The sequence below is a fragment of the Chryseobacterium sp. HNCC26DJ239 genome (assembly GCF_057180445.1).
Map to the genome: position 1 here is coordinate 200,029 of NZ_JBXUGJ010000005.1, position 26,048 is coordinate 226,076.

The window sequence follows — 26,048 nt, forward strand, 5'->3', positions numbered from 1 at the left end:
TAATAAAAAAGAAACTTTTTATTTCCTTTTATTATACTTTTACTGATAGGGGTAAAGCTTTATGAATAAGGGGCTTTGATGTGTTTTGCTGGAAGTGAAATTCCGTAATTGGGGTAGTGCAATTCCGTATTTCTAGTAGTGCAATTCCGTAAATTAGGTTGGTTTTCTGGTAGTGGAAATCCGAAATAGAAGGGATGAAATTAAACTATGTTTGCTCATTTGAGGAAATGGTAGTAGAAATCCGTGATACTGGTAGTGTAATTCCGAGAAATTCATTAAAACATTTTTGATTTTAAGACTTTGTTAACTTCAAGTAGTGGAAATCCGTATTAACGGTAGTGAAAATCCGTAAAGCTGGTAGTGCAATTCCGAAATTATAAAATTAAGGGATAGCCATTTGGAAGTAGTTGTCCTGCTTTTGTCTGGCGGTATTGTACAATCATAATTTTTTGTATTTGTCTTAGAAATTCCTTGCCCTCAAATTCGGATGTTTTGATTTTTTTGAGACGACAGTTTTTTACAAACTCCTTATAAGCGGATTCTATAAGGATCTTTGTAGATGAAACTTTGGTGTATTGAAATGAAAATTGAATCATTTCTTCTTCATTAATATTAAATCTTTTTCTTAGGTAATTTAAACGATAGGTATCATTGGGAATGTTTTCTTTTTTATTATCGAGTTCAAAGCCAATAAACGTTTTATTTTGAATGGGGGTTATGAAAATATAACCATTTTGATTTTTATACTGAAAACTAAGGTTATTGTAAGTGTTAAGATTGCTCCGTAAGGGTTTTAGAAATAGTTTGCAAAAATCATTAGAAGTTTTGTAGTTTAATCCAAATTTTTCATTCATAGTTGATAGTTTTAAGGTAATTCCAGTTTGGGGAATTTTGGTTAACCAAATGGCAAATAGAATGTGTTTATTGTTTGGAATATGATACACCAAATTATAAAGAACATAATTGTATTCAGGAATTACAATAAGTTTTTTAAGCCAATAGGTACTGATTAAAAATGAAGTATATCCTCTTTGGTCGTAACTAGGAGTGGAGATTAATCCGCCAAAAGTTCTAATTTCTTTACCTTTTGAATTTACCGATTTGTACCAACCCATTCTGAATTTCACCAAAAATTCATACGCAGCAATAACCTGTTTGGTAGAATTGCTTGGAGAAATTCTGTTATTGCGAATTTTCATAGCCACAAAAGTGTTATTTTCGGTTTCAAATTCTTCGTCGAATAAAGTTAATTGCTGTGGACGATCTTCTGGACGAAATTGTTCACTACTAATGGTAGAAATGATATTAAAAATAACCCTGAGTGCATTGATCGGAATATGGCTATTTGATGATTTTCAAAAAGAAACTCGTCAAAGAAGGTATTTCCAATTCTAATGCGGTCTTGTTTTTTTTCAGAATCAAATATTTTTCTGATGATTTTGTTTTGGTTGTCAGCACTCATTAATTGAAATTTTTAATCAAAGGATATTGGACTTTTAATATTGGGAATGGTCTTCAATGAAATTTTTTCAGAATTTGAATCCTTATTATCCATCATAAACGGAATAGCATTTTTCAAAGTCATCTTCCAGTTGGTAATCGGTCTTCCAATACCATTTTTCCAATCTTTTGATACCCATTCATCATACTTGGTTTTAATTTTTGAATCTAATTCAGAATTATACATGGCTAGAGTTTGAACATATTTTACAAATTCTTCAAAAGTTGGAATATTGCTGTTCCGTTGAATTTCTGTTAATTTCAGGTTGGGTTCAATGACAGGCGGCTCGACTGTTATTTTTACACGAAGTTTATCTTCTTCTAATTCTGGAATTTGATTTACTTTTTTCTTCTTTTGTATTGGTTTGTTTTTTATTTCTTGATTGGTTCTAATTTCAGGGCTGTTTTGAAAATTTCCTTCTGTGATAATATTGTATTTACAAGGAATTCCATTTTGTACCTGAACCTGAATAAAACCAGCATTTTTCAATTTTTCTCTTGCAGCTTTTATGGTGTTAATGGCAATTTTCAGTTCTCTGCTTAGTTTTACATCAGAAAGAATAAATTCCTGTTGCTTATTATTTGACCATTTATTGATTAAAAAAAGAAACAAAGAGATGGAAGAAGAACCAAGCGGAGAATTTAGATTGTACTTCCAAAATTTTGAAATTACATCAGATTTTTTCATTTCTTACCATTTTCAGCAAAGAGTACTAAAGCTCGGTCAACATCTATCACAATGGTGTTTTTGTTCTGATAAATAGCTTCATCAATATCTCCGGAGTTTTTGATTTTTTGAGCTTTATCTCTCGAACATCCAAAGATTTTTGCAATTCCTTTGATTCCGTATTCATACTTTTTTGCTATCGGACGGTTTTGTAATGATAAAAATTCTTCGACTGTTAAATGGGCAATGAGTGTATCTTTTGTTATCATAATTATTTTTTTCTAACTTTTAAAGAGTTGTGGAACTGAACTTCTATTTTTCTTTTTAAATCATTATTAATTGTTTTGGAAATTTGCTTATCCTGGACGGCTCCCACACCGTCCAAGAAAGCTTCTACTTCAGCTTCAAGATTGGTAGCTAAATTTATTATTGTTCTTAATTGTGATCTCATGTTTTTCGCTTCAATCACCGTTTTATTGTTTGACATTAGCACATTAGTTTTCATGACTTTCGAAAATTTCCTCATCATTCCAGCCTGTATGTTTTCTAATCACATTGAGGATATCTTCATTTTTTACTCTGTTTTGAGATTTTCTTCTAGCAAAAGCACATACTCCCGAATCTCGAATTCCTGTTACTAGGATGAGTTTATCTCTTAAATTTCTATCTTTGAGAATTGTACTAAATACATTATCTTTTACTATTCGTGTTTTTAGTATATTTGTTTCCAACATATTGTTAAGGCATTTTGTTGTAGCAAAAGTAAACAAAGTTTATCTTTAAATAAGGTAAAAATAAACAAAGTTTATTTGTTGATGTTTATTTTGTTGATATTCAGGGATAAAAAATTATGGTGACTAAGAAAGATATACAAGAGTTTATTTTTTATAAAAAAAGTAATGGGGAAGTAAGTTCTCAGGAAGATTTTGGTTTAAAAATAGGTTATCAGAGTAAATCAGCATTTTCGCAAGCATTAAGTAAAAGCCCAATTCCTGATGAAGTATTTGGTAAAATAAACAAAGTTTATCCTGAGTTTCAAGATTGGACTAAGAGGAGTGAAGAACCCAAACAAGTACTCATAAAAAAAGGAAGTACTTTTGAAGAACTTCCTGTAAGTGAGCAATTAGGCGTAATTTACAAATCTATTCAAGATCTTACCAGAATGATTGAAACTAAAACGTCTATTCAAGATGAGAAAATAATCAGAGTGATGGATTATTTGGAGGAATATGTTAGTCCAATTTGGGAACATATAAAAGTCGAAGAAACTGCCAAGAAAAAATAATTAATTAAGATTAATTTTTAACATCATGATTCCTTGCTTAAATCTTTGAAGGCAGGTTTCATCGTCTAAAGTCGCAAGTTTTAAAATTTGAACTTGTTCCATCAACAGAATTGAATTTTTAATTTGTTCAGTAATCACTTGGTGATTGTCTATATATTCCTCAAACTGAATTTCTCCTATTTTATATAAATGTCTATTTTTTTTAGACATTTTTTTTAGCAAATTATACTCTCTATCTTTCATATTTTCCATTTTGAGTAAGTATTTGTTCTTTTAAAAAAGTATTTTCCTGTTTTAGTTTTTCAAATTCCAATTTTACATCAGAAATGAAATCAGTATGTATAGATTCTTCTAAAGTAATTCTTCTTACGTATTTTAAGAGAAAAACCTGTGCTAAACCTGCTAGAATTGAGATGATTCCAGTAGTTATGCTGTTAAATCGTAAGAAATCAATTTTAAATCCAAAAGTAGGAGCAAAATAGATCAATCCAGTGTAGAAAAAAATCGCTAAGGGAAAAAAATACAATCTTGGATTAGGTTTGAAATGTGCAGCTAAAATAATAATTGAAGGAGAGATGTAGAGCGTCGCTAGCCAAATATTTGTAGTGATTAGAACCCCAGTTGAATCTTTCATCTCAATAATGGAAGGGAAAAACCATTTAAGAAAAACATCTAAACAAGGAAGTAAAGCCGATATTATTAATAATATTGACCCTATTATAGTAGTTTTTGACTTTTTCATTTTAGCGTCTTGGTGGAACGCTTTTGGGATCTCCTCCATCTTCATTTTCTATCAAATCGATAGTTCTTGCAGTAGTATTGGTCGTTGGAACAATCGCTGAGTCCTTTTTAGGAACGAACTCCAATTCTACTTTTTTGTTATTAATTTCTTTCTTTTGGTTTACTTGTTCTGTATTCAAAATTTCGTCTTCTTCATTGTTTGTACAAGATAGAAAACTGAAACTAATCAATACACTTAAAAATATAAATTTGTTACTCATGAAAATAATTTGGTTGCAAAATTACAAATTATTTATGCGTAATATTTTTGCTGAAAAACATCAATCAATTGATTGGTTTTTTCGGTGTGCAAATGTAGGTATTTCTTCTAAATAGGAAAAATATTATTTGAAATATCTACTATATTGTATTGCTGTTCAATAATTTGAGAGTTAATAATAATTTTGATTTGTTATAATGTTCTTGAAGCTTTGGTATTATCGAAAAATATTTTTAAAAGAATTTGATGCTTGTTTGTGACATTCATAAATTAAATATTTGTTTAAATTTTCAATAAGTTATTGAAGTCTACTTAACTATTGAAATGAAGAAGTATTCCAAAAAAATGAGATTGGGTTTTAATAAAAATGATGCTATGGAGTAGAATTATTGATTCTCCTGAATTATGGCTTGTGGTGATTTTTTTCCTAAATTTATACGCTCAATCATTTGTGAGATGATATACTAAACATGAAAAAAACTGACATCCAAGATAAGCTCAAAAGTTTAGCTCAGAATATAGACCAAGACCAATTTATTTATGATTTTTTACTGGCTTTTGGCTTTTCAAAAACGACTATTACCCGTTTAAAAAAAGGAGATTACAATCTTTCTAAAAAGGAAGGTGAATTATTTTATAAAGGAAAAATTTTCTTTAAAGTTACTACAGGTGATCAATTACATAATACTATTGATGAGCTTTGGAAAGATGATAAAATTGCAAAACAAAAACCTCGTTTTCTTTTTGTTACTGATTTTAATTTAGTATTAGCAATTGATACTAAACTCAAAGTGCCTAAAGAGATTCCTATTGCAGATTTGGGCGAGCTAATAGATTTTTTCCTACCGCTTTCAGGTGCAGAAATCTATAGGGTCACTACCGATAACAAAGCAGATAGAGATGCTGCTTATAAATTAGGGGAGCTCTACGATTTATTAGTTGCAGATAATCCTGATTGGGTGGAGAAAGGAACCCATCAACTTAACCTGTTTCTCTCCCGATTGTTGTTTTGTTTTTTTGCGGAGGATACCGGAATATTTGAAACCAATAGTATTTTTACAGAAACATTGGTGAATAACACAAAACCAGACGGTTCCGATGTAGATGATTTTTTGGATATTCTTTTCTTAAAGTTGGATTCGAAACCTAATAGCGCGGTTGAGTTTCCCGATTATCTCAACGGTTTTCCTTATGTAAATGGCGGGCTTTTCCGTGACAAAATAGATTGTCCTAGATTTTCCAAAAAAGCACGACAAATTCTTATTGATTCTGGTGAGTTGGAATGGGCAGATATTAATCCCGATATTTTCGGTTCTATGATTCAGGCGGTGGCAGATCCTGAAGAACGTAACAATCTTGGGATGCACTATACTTCGGTGGTTAATATCAAGAAACTTATCAAACCTTTGTTTTTAGACGAATTGTATGAAGAGTTTGAGAAAAACAAAGACAATGCACGAGCTTTGGATAAGCTTTTGGTACGAATGTCTAAAATTAAATTTTTTGACCCTGCTTGTGGAAGTGGGAACTTTTTGATTATCACTTACAAAGAATTGCGTAATCTAGAAATTGAGATCATTAAGCAGTTAATAGATTTGAATTCCGGAGTTGTTGAAGAAAAGCAAAGTGTACAATCTAAGATAGGTTTTGGTGCAGACGGAGCAAAAACAATTGTTCCTGATGTGCAGTCTAAAATGAATTTCTCGGGAGCACAGTCTAAAATTTATTTTACAGAAATCTCACTTACCCAATTTTACGGTATAGAGATTAAAGATTTTGCACACGAGATGGCTATTCTTTCACTTTGGTTGGCGGAACACCAAATGAACCAAATCTTTGAAACTGAACTTTTAGACAACGGTCGGTCTAAACCGATACTTCCTTTAAAAGAAGCAGGAAACATTGTTGCAGGAAATGCGGCAAGAATTAATTGGGAAGAAGTTTGCCCGAAAAACGAAGGTGATGAAATCTATATTATTGGAAATCCGCCATATTTAGGAAGCAGAAACCAAGACTATGAACAGAAAACGGATTTGGAATTAATTTTTAAAAAAGATTATAAAAATTTAGATTATGTTTTTATTTGGTTTTATAAAGGAGCAAAATACATTGAAGATATAAATGCACAATTAGCTTTAGTATCTACCAATTCAGTTTGCCAAGGAGAACAAGTTTCATTATTCTGGCCAAGAATATTTAATGAAAAAATAGAAATAGGTTTTGCTTATCAATCTTTTAAATGGACTAATAATGCGAAAGGAAATGCGGGAGTTACAGTAATTATTGTAGGATTAAGAAATGCTTCTGCAAAACCAAAATTACTCTTCACAGAATCTGTTGCAAAAGAAGTGAAAAATATTAATGCTTACTTACTAGATTCTCCTAATATTTATATATTTCCTAGAAATAAATCTATCTCCGGATTTCCTGAATTACCTAAAGGAAATATGCCCTATGATGGAGGCTTTTTAATTTTTGAAGATAATGAGAAAAATGATTTAGTCAATGAATATCCTGAATCATTAAAATATTTTAAAAAGTTGTATGGTGCAAGTGAATTAATGAAAGGAATTAATAGATGGTGTTTGTGGATTAAAGATGAATATCTTGAAGAAGCATTAAAAATTGATTTCATTAAAGAAAGGATTGATAAAGTAAGAAAAATGCGTTTATCAAGTAGTGATTCTGGCGCTCATAAATTAGCTCTAACACCACATCGATTTAGAGAAACAAGAGAAACAACAACTAGTTCCATAGCAATTCCCTTAACGACTTCTGAAAGAAGAGAATACATACCAATGTGTATTATAGATAATACTTACATTGGAACAAATGCTTTGAGTATTTTGTATGACTGTGAGGCATATCTATTCGGTGTTCTCCACTCCAAAATGCACATGGTTTGGGTAGATGCAGTGGGTGGTAAATTGAAAACAGATTATCGTTATTCTGCAAAATTGTGTTACAATACTTTTCCGTTTCCACCGCTTACTGCGAAACAAAAAGAAAGCATAACCATGTATGTATTTGCTGTTTTAGACGAGCGTGCCAAGTTTCCAGAGAAAACCATGGCCTGGATGTATAATCCAGAAACCATGCCTGCTAGTCTTAGAAATGCACACCAAGAATTGGATTTGGCAATAGAAAGAGTGTACAGATTGGCGGCTTTCAACTCAGACGAAGAACGCTTGGCGTATCTTTTTAAAATGTATGAAGAAATGACCAATAGAGAAACTTTGTTTGCGAAGGAGAAGAAAAAGAAAGGAAAGAAATAATAATTTTATATAAAAACAGGAATGCCAATATTACACGACATAATAGATTGGGTAGAAAACAAGCCTTCATTTTGGCAAGTAGCTATTGACCGATTAATCCGAAATAATGAACTAACGACTACTGATGTTTCTGAATTAAAGGAAATATGTAAGGTTGATTTTAAACTTTCTGAGTTTGAATTTGATCCTGTTAACTTTGATGACTTGAGAGATTTTGCAGATAGTTCTGTAAATGATGGCAACATTATACTTTCCAAAATCAAAAACATTGATAACATTAATGCTTTATCTAAATCTGGTGAATTGGAATTTGCGCCAAATGGACTAACTATTGTTTATGGAGATAATGGTTCAGGGAAATCTAGTTATGTAAGTATTTTAAAACATTCTTGTAAAACAAGAGGTCAAAAACCTAGAATAAATGACAATTTGTTTGACCCAGCTTGTGCAGGAAATGATAAAAAAGCAGATATAGAATATACTTCTGATGGGATAAATTTCACAACTGTCAATCTTATTAATGAAACAGTAAGTGAAAACACGTTAAAAAAAATTGATGTATTCGACACCTTTAGTGCAAATCACTATATCGAGGGAGAAGATGAAATAGCTTTTATGCCCCAAGGGTTATCTATTGTAGAAAAATTAGCAGAAGCTGTAAAAAATGTTGAAGCACAATTAACCCTAGAGCTTTCCAATCCATCAATGCGAAAGTTTGATTATGAATTATTAGAAGTTCCAGAAGGAACGACTGCAAAATTATTTCTTGAGAAACTAAACTTAAACTCAACTTTAAATGAATTACGAGCAGAATCAATATGGAATTCTACAAAAAATGCAAGAATTGAAGCTGTTGAAAAGGAAATTGATAAATTAAAAGCAACTGACCCTAAGAAAAGCTTAAAGTCCAATGAAGAAAAAATCAACCGGTTTGAAATTTTAGCAAATAAGTTTCAAAATCTGGAAAATAACTTAACAGGTCAAGCTCTAAATAATCTGAAGGAGATATTAAATAATTTTTGTGTTGCTAAAGAAGCATTAAGGGAATCATCAAACACAGCATTTTCAGATTTACCAATACAAGGTGTCGGAAATAATGCTTGGAAAATTTTATGGGAAAGTGCAAGGAAATTTTACAACGAAAGTACTCAAACAGAAAGTTTTCCCAATGTCTCAGATGGTAGTAGTTGCCCACTTTGCCTTCAAGATTTAGAAGATGAAGCCAGAGAAAGATTTACAAAATTTGAAGATTTCGTAAAAAATGATATTCAAAAATCATTTGACGAAGCTAAAGAAAAATATGAGTCAGCAATTTATAATTTGAACAGACTTGATTTTAATTTTGAAGAACAGACCCCTATATCTCTTGAATTAAATGAGCTAATTGAAAATTACTCGGAAAAACAAGCCGAATATCTAAATATACTTTCAAAGCAAAAGGAACACATAGTTGGATTATTTAATTCAATGAAAACCATTGAAGACATTAATGCAATTGAAGTTGACAGAACTCCTAAAACGTTAATTAAGGAATTAAATAAATCCTTATCTGAAGTGAATGAAAAATTAAAAGTTCAATCTATTGATGAAGATTTAAAGCCTTTATTTAAAGAACTAAATCAATTAAATGGTGAAAAGAAAATTTATGAGCATAAACCAAAATTAGCTCGTGAAATTTATCGTCAAAAAAGAGTTGGCTTGCTAAATCAATGTGTGGGAAAGTGTAATACTCGAACAATCACAACATTAAGTAATGAACTAACAACACGCTATATAAACCAGAATCTTAAACAAAATTTCAAAACAGAATTAAACAAACTCGGTTTTAAAAACATTAAGATAGAAACTGAAACAAAAGGACAAAGAGGAAAACAATATCACTATTTAAGACTTGATGAAAACAACTCAATTAATATTGCTCTAAAAGATATTTTAAGCGAGGGAGAACACAGGTGTATTTCTTTAGCTACATTCTTGTCTGAGTTGTCAATTTCAGAACATAAAAGTGCAATTATTTTTGATGACCCTGTTTCTTCACTTGACCACAAATGGCGAAATAAAATAGCGAAAAGAATTACAGAAGAAGCTCTTGAAAGACAAGTAATAGTATTTACACACGATATTTCATTTCTTTTAATGATTCAAGAACACTCGGAGAGTTTAAATTGTGCTTTAGACATAAAGAGTCTTACAAGGAAAAAGACAGAAACAGGACTAATAGCTAGTAGCCCCCCTTGGGATGCTTTACCTGTTGGTAAGCGTATTGGATTGTTGAAAAGTGCATATCAACAACTAGAGAAAATTGAAAGAACAGAAACTGAAGAAGTTTATAAAGAGCGAGTTAAAGTTCTGTATGGAAAACTTCGAGAAACTTGGGAACGATTTGTAGAAGAGGTTTTTTTAAATGGCGCAATTCAACGATTTAGTAGAGCTATTCAAACTCAAAGGTTATCAAAAGTTATAGATTTAACAGAGGGTGATTACGAACTAGTTGATAGCAATATGGGCAAATGCTCCACCTATTTTACAGGACATGATACAGCAGGAACTTTGATTGAAGAAATGCCTGACTCTACTGAATTTCTTGCTGACTTGAAAGTTTTAGAAGATTACATTAAAGAAATTAGAAAAAGAAGACAATAAATATGGAAAAGCTATTAGAAAATTTATTATCTCTTTCTACCGAAAACGAAGTCGTAGAATTTAAGACTGCAGAGAACCAGTTTGACAAAGATAAATTAGGCCGATATTTTTCTGCTTTGTCTAATGAAGCAAATTTGAACGATCAGGAGTTCGGGTATTTGTTGATGGGCGTAAAAGATAATAAAACAGTTGTGGGAACAGCCATCAATAATAATCAAATCAACGATTATAAATTAGAAATTTCAAACAATACATCTCCACGCAACAGCTTTTCAAACGTATATGAAGTAACAAAAGATGGTCGCCGAGTTTTAATCTTTGAAATTCCTGCTGCACAAAAAGGGCAGCCAGTTTCTTGGAAAGGACATTATTACGGTAGAGATGGAGAGAGCTTAGGCGCTTTGAGTGATTATGATCGAGATAGAATAAAAGCACAAACCAATCAAAAAGATTGGAGTGCCGAAATTATAGAAAATGCAGGTATTGAAGATTTGTCCAAAACTGCTATTGATTTTGCAAGAATCCAATACAAAGAAAAAAATCCCAAACTAAAAGACGAAATAGATACTTGGAGTGATGAACTGTTTTTAGATAAAGCGAAAGTTACCATAAAAGGAAAAATTACCAATACTGCAATTTTACTTTTAGGAAATCCCGAATCAGAACATTTTATTAATCCGGCGACAGCAAGAATTACTTGGATATTAAAAGACAAAGATAATGTAGAGAAAGATTATGAACATTTTTCGTGTCCTCTTATCAATGTTACCGAACAGATAGGAGCAAAAATCCGTAATTTAAAATATAGGTATATCAAATCCGGAACTTTATTTCCTGATGAAGTAGACCAATATGATGCTTATATCATTCGAGAAGCATTACACAATTGTATTGCTCATCAGGATTACACTTTAGGTGGGAAAATAATTGTTGTTGAGAACGAAGATGGTTGGATTTCCTTTACGAACTCAGGAACTTTTATTCCTAAAAGTGTGGAAGAAGTGGTTACTAGTGATTCTCCTGAATCAAAATACAGAAATACTTTTTTGGTTGGTGCAATGGTCAACTTAAACATGATTGATACCATTGGAAGCGGGATAAAAAGAATGTTCCGAATCCAAAAAGATAAATTCTTTCCTCTTCCAGATTATGATTTTTCTAATAATAAAGTGAAAGTTACGATTATAGGAAAAGTAGTTGATATCAACTACGCTCGAAAGTTAGCCGAGCTTCCCAATCTTTCTTTAGATGAAATTATTTTACTGGACAAAGTTGCAAAGCACAAAGCTTTATCAGATAATGAAGTAAAAGCCTTAAAAGTAAAACATTTGATAGAAGGTAGGAAACCTAATTTTCATATATCTTCAGATGTTGCTGCCATTACAGGTGAAAAGGCTGATTATATGAAACAGAGAGGTATTGATAATCAATATTGTCAAAAGATGATTATAGAGTATCTATCAAAATTCAAAAAAGGTACCAGAGCTGATTTTGAAGAATTGCTTTTAGATAAACTTCCTGATATTATAGATATTAACCAAAAGAAGGATAAAATAAAAAATAATTTACAAGCTCTTAGAAAATTAGGAAAGATTGAAAATGTGGATAAAATTTGGATGTTATCAAAAAAGAATTAGACGTGATTAGACGTGTTTTTATACAAGTATTAGACGTTATGTATTAATAAACCATTGTAAATAAGCTATATATTACGTCTAAACTTAGTGCAGAAAAATATTTTAGATAAACTTTAGACGTTTTTTAGACGTGAAAATAATATTTAAAACATCTAACTTATTCATTATCAGTTTTTAAACCATGTCTAAAATAGAAATAAAATTTAAAATTAGATAAACTTTTAGACAAACTTTAGATTATATAGACATCAATAGCAATCAAAAATTAAAAAACTGTGGCATACTCAACCCAATTGCAAAAAACAATAGATGAACTAAAACTCAGCAAAGAGAATATTCTCTATATGACCATCAAAAATGTATATATAGACGAAATGCGGGTTGGTTTTAAAAATGTAGAATACAGAGATTTAACAGATTTTTATCTGAATAAATTATATAAAAAAGATAAAGGCGGAAAGTATTCTGAACCAAAACCTATTACCCATCTGTTGTTGCAAGGCGGTTATAATCCCGACAGTCCACGTGTTTTAATTGAACTAAAAGGTTGGGTGATTAATAAATCGGGCTATCCAAAAGGATTGGATTCAAAAGGTCATGAATTATTTTCAGATACCATAAATTTGCTTTTAGGACTAATCGTTTATGATTCAAAAGCAGATCAAGAATACCATAATCCGATAGCTCAACAACCAAAAGAACAAGAAAAAAAAGAACAAGGAAAAATGGAAATCAAGCATCCAGAATATATAAAACCAATCAATTTAGTAAATGTTACTTATGACCAAACAGGCAAAAGTAAATCTACAGATGAAATGGGAATGCGAGAAATGCAGGCAAAAGCATTTGCTTCAAGAACGGCACAATATCTTTTAATAAAAGCTCCTCCGGCATCCGGTAAATCTCGTGCCTTGATGTTTTTAGCACTAGACAAATTGCAAAATCAAGGAATAAAAAAAGTAATTGTTGCTGTTCCGGAACGTTCAATTGGGAATTCGTTTGCACCTACAGAGCTATCTAAATATGGATTTTTTACGAATTGGGAATATAACCAGCGTTTTAATCTTTGTACAGCAGGAAGTGACAAATCTAAGGTAAAAACTTTTTACGAATTTTTAGAATCCGAAGAAAGAATTTTGATTTGTACGCATGCTACTTTAAGATTTGCTTTTGAGGGCTTAAAAGAGGAAGATTTTAATAATTGTGTTGTTGCTATTGACGAGTTTCATCATGTATCTGCTGATGGAGAGAATATTTTGGGAAATGTTTTGCGAAATATTATGGCAAAATCAAATGCTCATTTAATTGCTATGACTGGATCTTATTTCCGTGGTGATAGTGTTCCAGTTTTAGCTCCTGAAGACGAAGCAAAATTCACCAATGTAACCTATAACTATTATGACCAATTAAATGGATATGAGTATCTGAAATCTTTAGGAATTGGTTATCACTTTTATCGAGGAAGGTATTATAAACATGATGAAGAAAAGGGAATGTCTGCTTTAGAAGAAATTTTAGACGAAAATCTGAAAACAATCATTCATATACCAAGTGTAAATTCGGCAGAATCTTCAAAAGAAAAATTTGAAGAAGTCAATCACATTATTGACTGTATTGGTGATTTAGAATATCAAGACACTGAAACGAGAGTTTTGTACGTAAAAAGTAAACGCTCAGGAAGAATTTTAAAAATTGCTGATTTAGTAAATGATAATCAGAAAGAGAGAGATAAAATCGTAGCCTATTTACGAGGTGTGAAAACAGATGAAGATATTGATATGATTATTGCGTTGGGGATGGCAAAAGAAGGTTTCGATTGGCCTTTCTGTCAACACGCATTAACAATAGGATATAGAGGCTCTTTAACTGAAATTATACAAATCATTGGTCGAGCAACTCGAGACAGTAATAATAAAAATCATGCGCAGTTTACCAACCTGATTGCCCAGCCTGATGCAGTGGATGATGACGTGAAATTGGCTGTGAACAATATGTTAAAAGCAATTACAGCGTCGTTGCTGATGGAGCAGGTTTTAGCACCAAATTTTAAGTTTAAACCGATGGATGATCCTGATGAAGAAGGTGATGATGAAAACACTATTAAAATTCGTGGATTTAAAAAGCCAACCTCGCAAAGAGCAAAAGATATTATAGAATCTGATTTAAATGATTTAAAGGCGACAATCTTACAGGATGATACGATGTTGAAAGCTATGCCAGGGAATATAGAACCTGAAGTTATTAATACAGTATTAATTCCTAAAATTATTAGAGAAAAATATCCTGATTTAAGTGCAGAAGATGTGGAAGCTATTCGACAGCATGTTGTCGTTGATTCGGTTATCAAAAATGGAACTGTAGAAGACCATGGCTCTAAAAAATTTATTAGAATGGCGGGTAGTTTTGTAAATATTGATGATATTAATATTGATTTGATTGACACTGTAAATCCTTTCCAAAAAGCATTTGAAATTCTCTCTAAAAGTGTGACTTCGTCAGTATTAAAATCAATCCAGGATACAATAAATATCACAAGAATAGAGATGACTGAAGAAGAAGCAATCGCTTCATGGGAAGGTATAAAACGCTGGAAACAAAATACTGGAAGTGTACCGGACATCAATTCTTATGATCCTAAAGAGCAGAGATTGGCTCAAGCTTTATTATTTTTACAAGATTTAAAAAGAAGAAAAGCGCAAAATGGCTAAAAGTATAGATGATATTTTGAACGATGATGAATTTGGCTTATTAGATGCGAAAGTTCAGAAATCGGAAATTAAAACAGATGAAGACCGGCTTATTGAATCTTTTGAAGAGATAAACGATTTCTTTGAAAAAAATAGACGCGAGCCTCAACCAACTTCCATGTCGGAATATGCTTTGTTTTCTCGTTTAAAAGAATTTAAAGCTAATGAATCACGTAAACAATTATTAAAAACTTTTGACCGTCATAATTTGCTCGGTGAAATAGAAATCAAAATAGAAACATTGGATGATATTTTCAATGATGATGATTTAGGATTATTAGATAACGAAGGCGATAATTCAATTTTCGAGTTTAAACATACTCCTTTGAAGGGTAGTCGTGATAAAGCAGATTATATTGCTCAAAGACAAGCTATGTCAGAAAAAGAATTTGCTAGATATGATCTAATGTTCAAACAGGTTCATAAAGAATTAAAAGAAGGTAAAAGAAAACTTCTCGATTTTAAAAATGCTGAAGATAATTTGGTAGAGGGGAATTTTTATTTAATAGATGGTTTATTGTGTTATTTAAAGGTTTCAAAAGCGGAAAAAGTTTTGAAAGAAAATAAATCTGGTGACAGAATGAGACTAGAGGGGCGTACCGTTACCATTTTTGAAAATGCTACTATTTCAAATATGCTTTTCCGTTCTTTAGGTAAAGCTATTCACAAGAATGGTAAATTGATAACTAATCCAGATGAAAATATCGAACAACAATTATTCAATAATGCAGGCGTAATAAAAGAGGAAGATATTGAAAGTGGTTGGATTTATATTCTGAAATCAAAATCAGATAATATAGAAATTCAAAATATTCAAAATTTATATAAGATAGGCTTCTCTAAATTGCCCGTGAAAGAGAGAGTAAGAAATGCAAAAAAGGAAGCAACTTATCTTTTTTCTGATGTTGAAATTATTGATTCTTTTGCTTGTTATAACCTCAATATTCATCAATTTGAAAATCTAATTCATCGTTTCTTTGCCGAAGTTTGCTTGAATATTGACTTGTATGATAAAGAAAGTAATCGCTACATTCCGAGGGAATGGTTTTCAGTGCCCTTAGAAGAAATCAATACAGCTCTAGATTTACTAATCAGCGGAAACATAATCCATTATAAATATGATGTTGCTAAGAAGCAGGTAGTTTTGAAGTAAGATATCTATATTGTAAAATTGTAGTTGATTAATTTGATTCATATTAAACTTAATTATCTTTAAAGTCAAACGTTAGGCACATGTGGGATTCATTTAATACTTATGGAGGAAGTTGTCAAAATTCCTTTGAAACACTTTGCAACCAGCTTTTTGAAAGATTTCTTTTAAAAGAATATCCAAACTCGGTTGACGAATTTAAAGTAATAAATGGTGCAGGTGGTGATGGAGGCATTGAAGCTTATGGTAAATTATCAAACGGCAATTTTATTGCCATACAATCTAAATGGTTTAAACAAGCTGTAGATACTAATGTGTAAATTCCAGTGATATTGACCACCTTTTTTCAGTTTAAAGTGATCACTCATTTTTGGTGCAAATTGACCACCTGTATTTTAGGGTAAAAAACTACTGTTTTCATGTTGTGTTTATTTTACCAAATTTAGGTAAAATTTAGGCTTTGTTCAGCGTTCTTTTTTTTCTCATAGATTCTCCTTTTAGCTCAAGACGGTGTGCTTTATGGATGAGACGGTCTAAAATAGCATCAGCAATGGTTTTTTCGCCAATAATGTCGTACCAACCCTGGACAGGGATTTGTGAGGTGATGATTAATGAGCCGTTATTGTGGCGGTCTTCAATGATCTCCAAAAGAGTAATCCTGTTGGTGCTATCGAGTGCCTGAAGCCCAAAATCATCAAGGATAATGACATCCTGACGCTGTATTTTTGCCAATTCACGAAGGTAAGAACCGTCTGCTTTTGCTATTTTTAACTTAGCAAAAAGTTTGGAGGTGTTAAAATAAAATACCTTGAACCCTTCTATACAAGCCTGATAACCTAGTGCCGTACCCAAAAAACTTTTACCCACACCTGTACTTCCTGTGATTAAAATGTTTTCATTTTTGGATACAAATTCACACGCTGCAAGTCGTAAAACAAGATTTCGGTCTAAATTTCGGGAGTCATCAAAGTTGATCTCTTCAATATTCGATTTGTAATGGAATTTGGCATTTTTAATGCTTCTGTCGATACGTCTGTTGTGCCTTTCATCCCATTCTGAGTCTACAAGCATGGCTACAAACTGATCTATTGTAAAATGATCTGTTTTACCAGTTTCAATAGCTGTTCTAAAGGCGTTTTGCATGCCATAAAGCTTCATTTGCTTCATCTTTGTTAAGGTAGCTTCATTCATTTTTTTATGATTTTCAAATTAACGATAATAGTTTTTTCCTCTAATGTTACTGTGCTCCGGAAGCTTATTTTCATGATTTTCTTCGGGGTTAAAGCCGGGGTCATCCAGATTGTTTTCCAGTATCTTTTGTACGGCTTTATAGCTGTATGAATTAAATTCCAAAGCACGCTTGCAGGCATTAATAAGCCTTTCTTTTCCTACTTTTCTTTCAAAACTCAAAATACCAAGGCAGCTTTTATAAGCTTGTTCGGGATAGTTTTTACTCTCCAAAACCTTCAGAATGTATTCGCTCACAATAGCATCTATTTTTCTTCCCTTGTCTATAAAATGTTCTTCATTCCATTCAGATATATACCTGTGCGTGCTTGATAAGTGATCTACAACGGTGGTATAAGCATAAGGTTTGTAATTTCTTTGATGCAGAGCGATTCTGTTGTATTTGTAATAAATTTCAACGCTACTGGAGGTGTATAAAATTTTCACCATCTTTCTAATGTATTGGTGAGGCACACTGTAATAATTTTTGTCGGCAGATAGTTGTACATGCCCATTTTGCCCCACTTTAGCGTGTGATTGGGTTTTAATTTCAAACCTTTGCTGAGGAAGTGGCAGAAGCTCTTTTTTCTCGTCTTCCAGAAATAAATCTTTACGGGAATAGGGTCTGGCTGTAAATTTTTTGGCGTTATGGGTATCGAGTAATTTTCTGATTTGATGATTTAAACTTTCTAAACTACCACAGTCCGACTCTTTAATAAAAGCATAAATTCTTCGGTACAAAATCTTAACAGCACCTTCTACCAAGGCTTTATCGCGGGGTTTATAGGCTCTTGTGGGCAAGATTGTGGTTTCGTAATGCTCAGCAAAATCGGCTAAAGTTTCGTTGATGGTAGGCTCGTAGCGATTGCTTTTGATGACCGCAGATTTTAAATTATCAGTAACGATTGCCGCCGGAACTCCCTGGAAAAAATGCAACGCATTTTCTATAGATTGTACAAAATCTGCCTTTTGCTGGCTTAAAGACGCTTCTGCATAGGTGTATTGACTGGAGCCTAAAATGGCAACGAAAAACTGAATCTCTTGAGTCTGTTCACCATCTTTCTCCTTTATTTTAAGCGTTTTTCCTGCATAATCTACGTACATCTTATCTCCTGATTTATGCTGTATATGCATCACCGGTTTTACATCTTTACTCCAAATCTTGAAGTGATGCCTGAATTGAGATGCTTTAAAGCCATCAGGGTTTTGGGAAATATATTTCTCCCACATATGATGGATGGTTACCCCTACTTTACTCAGTTCTCTTTCCATTCCTGGAAAAAATTTGAGTAACGTTTGCATTTTTGGGCTTATTTCTTCAGTTTTTGTATACGCAAAGAGTGTTTCTAATTCAGAATCTGTTTTGGATTTTAATACTTCTGGGCTTAAAGAAAGGCTTTCGTACAGCGCAATATACTTTTTCACTGTATTTCTCGATAGAGATAAATATCGGCTTATAAAGAGCTTGCTTTTGCCTTCGGTGTGAAATTTTATCACTTTTCTAATTTTGTTCATGTCTGTAATTTTATTAGCCATAGTTCCGTTTTTTTTAACGAAGCTATGAGGTTTAAAAACATGAAAAAATCAGTAGTTTTTCTTTGAATTTTTTCCCTTAAAACAAGGTGGTCATTTTCAACCGAAATAAGGTGGTCAATTTACTCCGAAAATACATGGTCAATTTGACCGTTTTTTCCATTGTAGAACTGGATTTTTTTAAAACCTTGTTGAAAACCAATAATACTTTTGCTTATGAATTGATGATGTTTTACGCAGAGGAACTGCACTGGTCTGAACAAAAGATGGCAAGTTTATTTCAGTTGTCTGTAAAGAAACGTTTTATCGTTAACCTTTTATATCTTATTGATCATTTAGGACTTGATAAAGACAATGTTTTAAAAGCTGAACTAACCAAGACAGATTTGGCGGCATATATAGGAACAACCTATGAAACTATGCACCGGGTAATTTCAGAAATGGTAAACGAAAATATCCTCATATTTTCAGGAAAACGAATAAAGATTGCAGATTTAGAGAAATTGAAGTTAGATTTTGTTTAACTTTTATATTATCATCATTTAACACCTTTTTTGAGGTGTTTTTTTTATAGGTACTAGATTAAAAGGGAAATTTCAAATCATTTTTAAAATATGATGTAAATCATATAAAATACAAGTTATTGTTAATCAATTAGGTATTTTTTATTATTTACATCATTTATTTTGAATGATTTCAAATAAGACATCTGTATCTTATTTAAAAATTGGTTATTGTATCTTTGTTTAAGAAAAAAAAGTGGTTCTTGATTGTAAGTGAGTTATCATTTAAAACTTTGCACATGTTCAGTATTTTTACAAATATAAATAAGAAAGCATTTTTCAATGCTATTATTGCAACGTTCGTTGTAATTGCTATCACAGTGATAGGCTCTCTGAATTTACAGAATTTTGACGCAGCCTTGATCATATACTTTTTCGGAACAATAAGTATGACCTTTGGCGTAGTTTACCATCATTCTGTTTGGAAGCAGCGTCCTGCTACACAAAAGTATTGGAAACGCACCTGGGAATTTATCCTCAGTAAAGATTATCCAATCTATATGAAAGAGGTGATTCGTCTTTCTGTACGCAACATTCTCTTTCAAAGGTTTATTATGCCAAGAGGAAGAATGCGATGGCTAGGTCACTTTCTTTTAGCAACGGGATGTTTAATTTCTTTCGGAGTTACTTTCGGGCTCACTTTTGGCTGGATGCACTTTACGTTAAAAGCTGGAACAACGAATATGTATGAAACTCATATGATGGGGATTACAGTAATGACTTTTCCACTTAATACTGTGATGGCACTTATCCTTTTCCATATTTTGGTTTGGACTGCTATTATGGTGATAATAGGTTGCTTAATTATGATGCACAGAAGATTTGTAGACGAGGGATTAATCGCAACACAATGGTTCGAAAGAGATTGGCTTCCATTGATTTTACTCGTTGCAGTTTCCGTCACTGGTTTGGGAATTTGGTTTGATTACTCTTATCTCGAAGGAAAAATGAGCCAGTTTATGGCAATCACACACGCAATTACGGTTGCAATGTTTCTGATGTGGATTCCGTTCGGGAAGTTTTTTCACATTTTTCAAAGACCGGCACAAGTTGGTGCAAATATCTATAAAATAGAAGGAAAGCGCCGTGGAATGCAAACTTGTCCACACACAGGCGACGAATACACAACTTCAATGCACATCGAAGATTTAAAAGAAATAACCCAGGAAATGGGATTCGATTTAGAAAATGAAGAGGGGAAAAGTTATTTAGATTTCAGCCCGGAAGGAAAACGGGCAATGCTTGCAAAAGCACATCTAAAAGCACGACAAGAATCTGGAACTTATTTTGGTTAAAATTTAAAATAAAATGGCAAAATTACCTGTAACAGCCGACGAAATCATCAATGTTTTCGGACCGCACAAACATTATCCAAACAAAGGTACAGTGAGGTCTAATCCTCAAAATCCTGATGCTTTGGTAAAAACGCATTGCTGTTTTTGTGGTTTGCAATGTGGCATTCAATTAAAAGTAAAAGACAAAAAAGTCGTAGGTTTTGAACCTTGGAACGATTTCCCTTTTAATGAGGGTAGACTTTGTCCAAAAGGTGTTCAGCGCTATATGCAGGATAATCATCCGGACCGTTTGCTTTCGCCATACAAAAGAGTAGAAGGTAAAGGTTTTGTGCCGATAGAATGGGATGAAGCGTACGATGTTGTGATTAATGAAATTAAAAGAATACAGGAAAAATACGGAAAAAATTCTTTCGCAATGTTGTCCGGCGTTTCTCTTACCAATGAGAAAAGTTATATGATCGGGAAATTTGCCCGAGTTGCTTTGAAAACCGCAAACCTCGATTACAACGGTCGTCTTTGTATGGTGAGTGCAGGTGCAGGAAACAAAAAAGCCTTTGGAATGGACAGGTCTTCCAACAGTTGGGCAGATTTGGCGCACGCAGAAGTCATCATCATTACCGGAGCAAATGTGAGCGAATGTTTCCCAGTTTTAACCCATAAAATCTGGGAAGCTCGTGATAACGGAGCCAAATTGATTGTCATCGACCCACGTCAGATTCCGATTGCCAGAACTGCCGATATTCATCTGCCATTGAGACCCGGAACCGATTCTGCATTGACGAATACAATGTTGAAAGTTTTAATTGATAATAATTGGCTGGATAACGATTTTATTCATAATTACACTTCAGGATTTGAAGAAACTGCCGAAGCTGTAAAAGATTGCACTTTGGAATGGGGAGAAGAAGTAACCGGAATTCCGAAAGATTTAATTTATAAAGCCGCAGAAATGTGGGGTAAAGCCAAAACCAGTTTTCTCATGCACGCTCGTGGAATCGAACATCATTCTAAAGGCGTTCAAAATGTTTCAAGCTGTATCAATTTAGTTTTAGCAACCGGTAGAATCGGGAAACCTTATTGCGGTTACGGAACGATTACAGGGCAAGGGAACGGACAAGGCGGTCGTGAACACGGTCACAAATGCGACCAACTTCCAGGAAACAGAGACATCGAAAATCCCGAACATCGAAAATTTGTTGCCAATGTCTGGGGAATCAAAGAAGAAGATATGCCCGGAAAAGGTTTAAGTGCTTACGAAATCATCGAAGCCATCAACCGAGGCGAGATTAAAGGTTTACTTTCAATTTGTTTTAATCCTTTGGTTTCTTTGCCAAATAACAGTAACGTTCGTGCAGCATTAGAAAAATTAGAGTTTTACGCCGGAATTGATTTCTTTTTATCAGAAACTTTGCGCCACGCCAACATTATTCTCGCTGGTTCATTGCAGGAAGAGGAAGAAGGAACAACAACTTCTGCAGAAGGTCGCGTTATAAGAATCCGTGCAGTAGTTGACCCACCGGGAAAAGCAAAACGGGACAGCGAAATTTTAATGGAACTCGCCAGAAGATTAGGCGAAGGAGATAAATTTAATTATAAAAACAGCGAAGAAACTTTTAATGAATTAAGAGTTGCATCCAGGGGAAGCGCTGCAGATTATTACGGAATTACTTACGAAAGAGTAGAAAAAAATCTCGGAATTTTCTGGCCTTGTCCTACCGAAGACCATCCCGGAACACCGAGACTTTGGGAAGACAAGGTTTTCAATACCAATGATAAAAAAGCGCATTTCAACCCAACGCCTTATAAAAAACCAACCGAAGAACCAGACGAAGATTATCCGATTGTGTTGACAACGGGTAGAGTTGTAAGCCAATATTTAAGCGGTTCTCAGACAAGAAGAATTGGGAAATTAGTTGATTTGTATCCAGAACCGTTATTGGAAATTCATCCAAAACTGGCAGCGAAATATGGCATCGAAGAAAATGATTTAATTAAAGTTTCTACAAGACGAGGAAGCGCATTATTTCCTGCAAATGTGGTGGAGACCATCAGACAAGACACTGTTTTCATTCCTTATCACTGGGGCGGAGTCAATTCTGCAAACCAATTAACGATCGATGCTTTGGACCCGGTTTCAAAAATTCCCGAGTTTAAAGTTTGTGCCTGCAAAGTGGAAAAAACAGGACGAAAAAAAGGTGAAAATTCAAAAGAATTTGCCAACCAAAGTAGAGATATTCAATATTAAATTTTAAAAAATTATGGCGGAGCAATTTGAAAAATTTAATGATATGGAGTTTTTCGTGGATATGCAGCGTTGCATCGGCTGTCACTCGTGCGAGATGGCTTGTGCGGAGTGTGAAACCAACGGAGAAACCTCGATGATTCATATTCATTATGTTGACAGAGCAGAGACGATTCAGACCACAGTTCAGGTTTGTATGCACTGCGAAGACCCGATTTGCGCAAACGTTTGTCCGGCAGACGCAATCACAAAAGACGAATATGGAATCGTACACACGGCAGATACTTCCAAATGCATCGGTTGTGCCAATTGCGTCATCGGTTGTCCGTTCGGAGTTCCACAGATTCCGGACCAAAGCGCAATGCTGATGATGAAATGCAACATGTGCTACGACAGAACAAGTACTGGACTTAAGCCAATGTGTGCAACAGTTTGTCCGAGTGGCGCATTAACCTTTGATACCAGAGAAAATGTTGCGAAGAAAAGACCAAACAGTTCGCCAGTCAACCGCTTTATCTTCGGGAAAGAAGTCGTGAATACCAAAGTGAATATAATGATGCCGAAAGGCAGCGAAGAATTAAAAGTTTTTTAATCATAGTACTATGTCTGAAGATAATAAAAAAATCCCCGCCTGGAAAGCCGATTTTCCCATCAAAAAACGAGAAGCAGCTTACGTTTCCCGCAAAGAATTCATCAAACTCATTACCTTTTTTTCTGGGACTTTAGCATTAGCAAATGTGGCGATTCCGGTGTTTAATTATTTCAAAAAAGAAGAAAAACTCGGCGAATATTTCGTGGGATTGACCACCGACCTTAATATTGGAGGAATGCGGACTTTCTACATCAACGAAGATCACAGAAATCCTTACATGCTTATCAGATTAGCCGAAGACAAATGGAAGGTTTTCGAACAAAAATGCACGCATCTTTCGTGTTCCGTTCTATACAATCACGATGAAAAAGTAATAGAATGTCCTTGTCATCACGGTTTTTTCAACCCCGACGATGGTTCTGTCATTCAAGGTCCGCCACCAAGACCTCTTCCCCAATTAACGGTTGTCATCAAAGATGATAAAATTTTCGTGACAGATTTCATCAAAGAAGCCAAGGAAACGCACGGCCACGGATAGAACGATGATTATTTAGGCAACAATTTCCGCATTTCACTCCCAGACCTACGAAAGTGGTTCGAGGAAGTCAATCTTTTTTGCATAGGCTTTTCTCAACGAAAAAAGGATTACCCTTAAGCCGGGTTGCAACAATTCGACGGTTCAAAATAAATTAAAAAATAACAAAATGTCAATACGAAAGAAACCCATCAAAAAAGTAACATTCCGCGTCAACGAGATGTTGGTTGCCATCATCAGCATTTACATCTTGTTGGTCAGTATGCAGATGTGGCTTTTGTTCGGAACAATTAACAAAGCTTTAGACAAAGAACATATCGATTTTGCTTGGTATTCCGCAATCGGTTCTGTTGTTATATTTCTGTGTACTATTTTCTTTTTGAGATATGTACCCGATATTCCGACTGGACAAATCAAAAATTCAGAAGCTGAAAAAGATGACAAAGCCTACTGATTTACTCGATTCCTTCGGACGAAAACACGATTATCTCCGACTCTCGATTACCGATAGTTGCAATTTCCGATGTCTGTATTGTATGCCCGATGAACCGTTCAAAAGCACACCATCCATCGAGTTGATGAACAGTCAGGAAATTTTTGAAATTTCCAAAATTTTCGTTCAACAATTTAATATCAATAAAATCAGAATTACGGGTGGCGAACCTTTGGTAAGAAATGATTTTGAGACCATTATTAAACAACTTTCTACATTGGGAGCGAATATTGGGATTACAACCAATGGTGTGCTGCTTCATAAATATTTTGATTTGCTTGCTGAATGTGACATCAAAAATCTCAATATCAGTATCGATTCGCTCGACCGGGAAAAGTTTAAATATATTACAAAAAGAGATCTTTTTCAAACGGTTTGGGACAATATTAAAGAAAGCATAAAACGTGGGTTCAATGTAAAACTAAATGTCGTTGTAATGCGAGGTTTTAATGAAGACGAGATCCCAGAATTCATCGCACTTTCTCATCATTATCCGATTGAGTTGAGGTTTATAGAATTTATGCCTTTCACAGGGAATTCTTGGGAGAAAAATAAAGTCATTCCGATTTCCGAAATGCTCACTTTGGTTTCAGAACATTTCACTTTCGAAAAGGTGGAAGACCATAAAAATGATACGTCCAGAAAATACAGAATTGATGCAGAAAGTAAGGGCGTTTTTGGTTTGATTTCCACAATGAGCAACTCATTTTGTGCTGGTTGTAACCGAATCCGCATCACATCCGACGGAAAAATGAAAAATTGTCTTTTCGGCGCAGATGAATTTGATTTGTTAAAATCTTTCAGAAATAATGAAAGTTTAACTGAACTGATCAAATTGGGAATCATCAAAAAACATAAAGAAAAAGGCGGACAATTCTCCGAAATGGAAAATGTAAACAACCAAAAAATCATCAACAGAAGTATGATAAAAATTGGCGGATAAAAATTTTGCCAACCGATAGGATTAAAAAAACATAACGATAAGATTTCAAACAATTCATAAGTAATTACCAATGAAAAAATTATCCAATTTGATTACGATTGTGATGATTGCAATCACAATGTTACAATGCAAAATATCTGAAGCAACCAATCCAGCGACCGATAATTCTGCAAAAAATTCTCAAAAACATTCTGAAGAAAAAGAAAACCACAAACACGACGAGAAAGATGATTTAAAATATGTGAGTAAAGAAATAAAAGTAACGAGGGATGTCGTAACACCATTGACTTTAACGGTCGATTCTTTAAAAAAAATGAAAGTCGTAGAACTGAAAGATTTCAAAATTGTTTGCCAGACAGGATAGACCAAAGATAGCGTAGAATCTACAAAAGGAGTTTTGCTAACCGACATTTTGGAAAAAGCAAAAATCGCATAACAAGAGCATAAAGACCGCAATTTCTACATCGTTGCAAGAGCTTCAGACGATTACAAAGCCACCTTTTCCTGGGCAGAATTATTCAACAATCCGAATGGTGAAAAAGTGTATGTATTATTTGAGCAAAACGGAAAACCGCTGAAAGAAAAAGGAGAAATGATTGTTGTAAGTCTGAACGATACAAAAACCGGTCCGCGCCACGTAAAATGGCTTAAAAGCATCGAAGTAACCCGCGTGAAATAAGTCGAAATTGTGTAAGAAATTACCTTAAAGACTTCCATCTTC

26 protein-coding genes are annotated in these 26,048 nt (G+C 33.5%); 16 read left to right on the forward strand and 10 right to left on the reverse strand.

Translation table 11 applies throughout. From position 1 onward, the window contains the following. Positions 1-374: 374 nt before the first annotated feature. From AC2A1D_RS12550 to AC2A1D_RS12570, 5 genes are all read right to left on the reverse strand, one after another. A complete protein-coding gene (locus tag AC2A1D_RS12550; protein ID WP_484043955.1) occupies positions 375-1,199 on the reverse strand; it encodes a hypothetical protein in 825 nt (274 codons plus the stop codon). A gap of 275 nt (positions 1,200-1,474) precedes the next feature. Next, positions 1,475-2,188, reverse strand: coding sequence for a hypothetical protein (locus tag AC2A1D_RS12555; RefSeq protein WP_484043956.1), 714 nt, complete (start codon positions 2,186-2,188; stop codon positions 1,475-1,477). Then, positions 2,185-2,436 carry a DUF3853 family protein gene (locus AC2A1D_RS12560; RefSeq protein WP_273139763.1) on the reverse strand — a complete coding sequence of 84 codons (252 nt, stop codon included), beginning with the start codon at positions 2,434-2,436 and terminating at the stop codon, positions 2,185-2,187. The genes AC2A1D_RS12555 and AC2A1D_RS12560 overlap by 4 nt, the downstream gene beginning before the upstream one ends. 2 nt (positions 2,437-2,438) lie before the next feature. After that, positions 2,439-2,654: a hypothetical protein gene (locus tag AC2A1D_RS12565; protein WP_332652906.1), complete on the reverse strand. Its 216-nt coding sequence runs from the start codon at positions 2,652-2,654 to the stop codon at positions 2,439-2,441. Between the two features lie 7 nt (positions 2,655-2,661). Next, entirely contained in the window at positions 2,662-2,901 is a 240-nt protein-coding gene (locus tag AC2A1D_RS12570) for a hypothetical protein (protein ID WP_484043957.1), read from the reverse strand. 116 nt (positions 2,902-3,017) lie between these two features. Between AC2A1D_RS12570 and AC2A1D_RS12575 the strand changes: the two genes are divergently transcribed. Then, positions 3,018-3,452, forward strand: a complete 435-nt coding sequence (locus tag AC2A1D_RS12575; protein WP_332652904.1) for a hypothetical protein — start codon at positions 3,018-3,020, stop codon at positions 3,450-3,452. Here AC2A1D_RS12575 and AC2A1D_RS12580 read toward each other — a convergent pair whose 3' ends face one another. The 3 genes from AC2A1D_RS12580 to AC2A1D_RS12590 are packed head-to-tail and all read right to left on the reverse strand — an operon-like array spanning position 3,453 to position 4,453. Further along, positions 3,453-3,695 (reverse strand): hypothetical protein, encoded by a 243-nt coding sequence (locus tag AC2A1D_RS12580; protein ID WP_332652902.1) that lies wholly within the window; start codon positions 3,693-3,695, stop codon positions 3,453-3,455. After that, positions 3,685-4,194, reverse strand: a complete 510-nt coding sequence (locus AC2A1D_RS12585; RefSeq protein ID WP_484043958.1) for a hypothetical protein — start codon at positions 4,192-4,194, stop codon at positions 3,685-3,687. Before AC2A1D_RS12585 ends, AC2A1D_RS12580 begins: the two co-directional genes overlap by 11 nt. A gap of 1 nt (position 4,195) precedes the next feature. After that, on the reverse strand, positions 4,196-4,453 hold the full coding sequence (locus tag AC2A1D_RS12590) for a hypothetical protein (protein ID WP_484043959.1): 258 nt from the start codon (positions 4,451-4,453) through the stop codon (positions 4,196-4,198). Positions 4,454-4,922: 469 nt separating this feature from the next. Here AC2A1D_RS12590 and AC2A1D_RS12595 point away from each other — a divergent pair, with 469 nt between their 5' ends. From AC2A1D_RS12595 to AC2A1D_RS12620, 6 genes are all read left to right on the forward strand, one after another. Beyond that, complete coding sequence (locus AC2A1D_RS12595; protein WP_484043960.1) at positions 4,923-7,727, forward strand: class I SAM-dependent DNA methyltransferase; 2,805 nt, start codon at positions 4,923-4,925, stop codon at positions 7,725-7,727. A 21-nt stretch (positions 7,728-7,748) separates the two neighbouring features. Next, positions 7,749-10,370 (forward strand): AAA family ATPase, encoded by a 2,622-nt coding sequence (locus AC2A1D_RS12600; protein WP_484043961.1) that lies wholly within the window; start codon positions 7,749-7,751, stop codon positions 10,368-10,370. 2 nt (positions 10,371-10,372) lie between these two features. Further along, entirely contained in the window at positions 10,373-12,007 is a 1,635-nt protein-coding gene (locus AC2A1D_RS12605; protein ID WP_484043962.1) for an RNA-binding domain-containing protein, read from the forward strand. 344 nt (positions 12,008-12,351) lie between these two features. After that, positions 12,352-14,715 (forward strand): DEAD/DEAH box helicase, encoded by a 2,364-nt coding sequence (locus tag AC2A1D_RS12610; protein ID WP_484043963.1) that lies wholly within the window; start codon positions 12,352-12,354, stop codon positions 14,713-14,715. After that, the gene (locus AC2A1D_RS12615) at positions 14,708-15,907 is read left to right on the forward strand and encodes a GIY-YIG nuclease family protein (protein WP_484043964.1); all 1,200 of its coding nucleotides are present in this window, start codon (positions 14,708-14,710) and stop codon (positions 15,905-15,907) included. Before AC2A1D_RS12610 ends, AC2A1D_RS12615 begins: the two co-directional genes overlap by 8 nt. 80 nt (positions 15,908-15,987) lie before the next feature. Next, complete coding sequence (locus AC2A1D_RS12620) at positions 15,988-16,224, forward strand: hypothetical protein (protein ID WP_484043965.1); 237 nt, start codon at positions 15,988-15,990, stop codon at positions 16,222-16,224. Between the two features lie 133 nt (positions 16,225-16,357). Here the strand turns inward: AC2A1D_RS12620 and istB are convergent, their stop codons facing one another. Further along, positions 16,358-17,095 carry an IS21-like element helper ATPase IstB gene (istB, locus tag AC2A1D_RS12625; protein ID WP_484043966.1) on the reverse strand — a complete coding sequence of 246 codons (738 nt, stop codon included), beginning with the start codon at positions 17,093-17,095 and terminating at the stop codon, positions 16,358-16,360. 18 nt (positions 17,096-17,113) lie between these two features. Next, positions 17,114-18,667 (reverse strand): IS21 family transposase, encoded by a 1,554-nt coding sequence (gene istA, locus AC2A1D_RS12630; protein WP_484043967.1) that lies wholly within the window; start codon positions 18,665-18,667, stop codon positions 17,114-17,116. A 134-nt stretch (positions 18,668-18,801) separates the two neighbouring features. On the opposite strand from istA, the gene AC2A1D_RS12635 reads away from it, so the two are divergent. The 9 genes from AC2A1D_RS12635 (at position 18,802) to AC2A1D_RS12675 (ending at position 26,006) form a co-directional block, all read left to right on the forward strand. Then, a complete protein-coding gene (locus AC2A1D_RS12635) occupies positions 18,802-19,188 on the forward strand; it encodes a Crp/Fnr family transcriptional regulator (protein WP_484043968.1) in 387 nt (128 codons plus the stop codon). Positions 19,189-19,466: 278 nt separating this feature from the next. Beyond that, positions 19,467-20,522 carry an MFS transporter gene (locus AC2A1D_RS12640; RefSeq protein ID WP_332655531.1) on the forward strand — a complete coding sequence of 352 codons (1,056 nt, stop codon included), beginning with the start codon at positions 19,467-19,469 and terminating at the stop codon, positions 20,520-20,522. 13 nt (positions 20,523-20,535) lie between these two features. After that, positions 20,536-22,767 (forward strand): molybdopterin oxidoreductase family protein, encoded by a 2,232-nt coding sequence (locus tag AC2A1D_RS12645; RefSeq protein ID WP_332655533.1) that lies wholly within the window; start codon positions 20,536-20,538, stop codon positions 22,765-22,767. 13 nt (positions 22,768-22,780) lie between these two features. Next, positions 22,781-23,356, forward strand: a complete 576-nt coding sequence (locus AC2A1D_RS12650; protein ID WP_002978625.1) for a 4Fe-4S dicluster domain-containing protein — start codon at positions 22,781-22,783, stop codon at positions 23,354-23,356. Positions 23,357-23,366: 10 nt separating this feature from the next. Next, positions 23,367-23,894, forward strand: coding sequence for a QcrA and Rieske domain-containing protein (locus AC2A1D_RS12655; RefSeq protein ID WP_002978627.1), 528 nt, complete (start codon positions 23,367-23,369; stop codon positions 23,892-23,894). Positions 23,895-24,060: 166 nt separating this feature from the next. Then, positions 24,061-24,345, forward strand: coding sequence for a DUF6755 family protein (locus AC2A1D_RS12660; protein ID WP_029292694.1), 285 nt, complete (start codon positions 24,061-24,063; stop codon positions 24,343-24,345). Further along, entirely contained in the window at positions 24,329-25,327 is a 999-nt protein-coding gene (gene moaA / locus AC2A1D_RS12665; RefSeq protein WP_374444371.1) for a GTP 3',8-cyclase MoaA, read from the forward strand. Before AC2A1D_RS12660 ends, moaA begins: the two co-directional genes overlap by 17 nt. A gap of 70 nt (positions 25,328-25,397) precedes the next feature. Next, positions 25,398-25,691, forward strand: a complete 294-nt coding sequence (locus tag AC2A1D_RS12670) for a hypothetical protein (protein ID WP_484043969.1) — start codon at positions 25,398-25,400, stop codon at positions 25,689-25,691. Positions 25,692-25,868: 177 nt separating this feature from the next. Next, positions 25,869-26,006, forward strand: a complete 138-nt coding sequence (locus AC2A1D_RS12675) for a hypothetical protein (protein WP_484043970.1) — start codon at positions 25,869-25,871, stop codon at positions 26,004-26,006. Positions 26,007-26,048 lie beyond the last annotated feature (42 nt).

What these genes read in the sequence shown, in the direction of transcription:
- AC2A1D_RS12570 (WP_484043957.1), bottom strand. Translation starts at nt 2,901, where the DNA reads ATGTTGGAAACAAATATACTAAAAACACGAATAGTAAAAGATAATGTA.
- AC2A1D_RS12605 (WP_484043962.1), top strand. Translation starts at nt 10,373, where the DNA reads ATGGAAAAGCTATTAGAAAATTTATTATCTCTTTCTACCGAAAACGAA.
- AC2A1D_RS12555 (WP_484043956.1), bottom strand. Translation starts at nt 2,188, where the DNA reads ATGAAAAAATCTGATGTAATTTCAAAATTTTGGAAGTACAATCTAAAT.
- AC2A1D_RS12640 (WP_332655531.1), top strand. Translation starts at nt 19,467, where the DNA reads ATGTTCAGTATTTTTACAAATATAAATAAGAAAGCATTTTTCAATGCT.
- AC2A1D_RS12575 (WP_332652904.1), top strand. Translation starts at nt 3,018, where the DNA reads ATGGTGACTAAGAAAGATATACAAGAGTTTATTTTTTATAAAAAAAGT.
- AC2A1D_RS12565 (WP_332652906.1), bottom strand. Translation starts at nt 2,654, where the DNA reads ATGTCAAACAATAAAACGGTGATTGAAGCGAAAAACATGAGATCACAA.
- AC2A1D_RS12635 (WP_484043968.1), top strand. Translation starts at nt 18,802, where the DNA reads ATGGTCAATTTGACCGTTTTTTCCATTGTAGAACTGGATTTTTTTAAA.
- moaA (WP_374444371.1), top strand. Translation starts at nt 24,329, where the DNA reads ATGACAAAGCCTACTGATTTACTCGATTCCTTCGGACGAAAACACGAT.
- AC2A1D_RS12580 (WP_332652902.1), bottom strand. Translation starts at nt 3,695, where the DNA reads ATGAAAGATAGAGAGTATAATTTGCTAAAAAAAATGTCTAAAAAAAAT.
- AC2A1D_RS12670 (WP_484043969.1), top strand. Translation starts at nt 25,398, where the DNA reads ATGAAAAAATTATCCAATTTGATTACGATTGTGATGATTGCAATCACA.
- AC2A1D_RS12610 (WP_484043963.1), top strand. Translation starts at nt 12,352, where the DNA reads ATGACCATCAAAAATGTATATATAGACGAAATGCGGGTTGGTTTTAAA.
- AC2A1D_RS12560 (WP_273139763.1), bottom strand. Translation starts at nt 2,436, where the DNA reads ATGATAACAAAAGATACACTCATTGCCCATTTAACAGTCGAAGAATTT.
- AC2A1D_RS12600 (WP_484043961.1), top strand. Translation starts at nt 7,749, where the DNA reads ATGCCAATATTACACGACATAATAGATTGGGTAGAAAACAAGCCTTCA.
- AC2A1D_RS12645 (WP_332655533.1), top strand. Translation starts at nt 20,536, where the DNA reads ATGGCAAAATTACCTGTAACAGCCGACGAAATCATCAATGTTTTCGGA.
- istB (WP_484043966.1), bottom strand. Translation starts at nt 17,095, where the DNA reads ATGAATGAAGCTACCTTAACAAAGATGAAGCAAATGAAGCTTTATGGC.
- AC2A1D_RS12620 (WP_484043965.1), top strand. Translation starts at nt 15,988, where the DNA reads ATGTGGGATTCATTTAATACTTATGGAGGAAGTTGTCAAAATTCCTTT.
- AC2A1D_RS12615 (WP_484043964.1), top strand. Translation starts at nt 14,708, where the DNA reads ATGGCTAAAAGTATAGATGATATTTTGAACGATGATGAATTTGGCTTA.
- AC2A1D_RS12550 (WP_484043955.1), bottom strand. Translation starts at nt 1,199, where the DNA reads ATGAAAATTCGCAATAACAGAATTTCTCCAAGCAATTCTACCAAACAG.
- AC2A1D_RS12595 (WP_484043960.1), top strand. Translation starts at nt 4,923, where the DNA reads ATGAAAAAAACTGACATCCAAGATAAGCTCAAAAGTTTAGCTCAGAAT.
- AC2A1D_RS12590 (WP_484043959.1), bottom strand. Translation starts at nt 4,453, where the DNA reads ATGAGTAACAAATTTATATTTTTAAGTGTATTGATTAGTTTCAGTTTT.
- AC2A1D_RS12655 (WP_002978627.1), top strand. Translation starts at nt 23,367, where the DNA reads ATGTCTGAAGATAATAAAAAAATCCCCGCCTGGAAAGCCGATTTTCCC.
- AC2A1D_RS12660 (WP_029292694.1), top strand. Translation starts at nt 24,061, where the DNA reads ATGTCAATACGAAAGAAACCCATCAAAAAAGTAACATTCCGCGTCAAC.
- AC2A1D_RS12585 (WP_484043958.1), bottom strand. Translation starts at nt 4,194, where the DNA reads ATGAAAAAGTCAAAAACTACTATAATAGGGTCAATATTATTAATAATA.
- AC2A1D_RS12650 (WP_002978625.1), top strand. Translation starts at nt 22,781, where the DNA reads ATGGCGGAGCAATTTGAAAAATTTAATGATATGGAGTTTTTCGTGGAT.
- istA (WP_484043967.1), bottom strand. Translation starts at nt 18,667, where the DNA reads ATGGCTAATAAAATTACAGACATGAACAAAATTAGAAAAGTGATAAAA.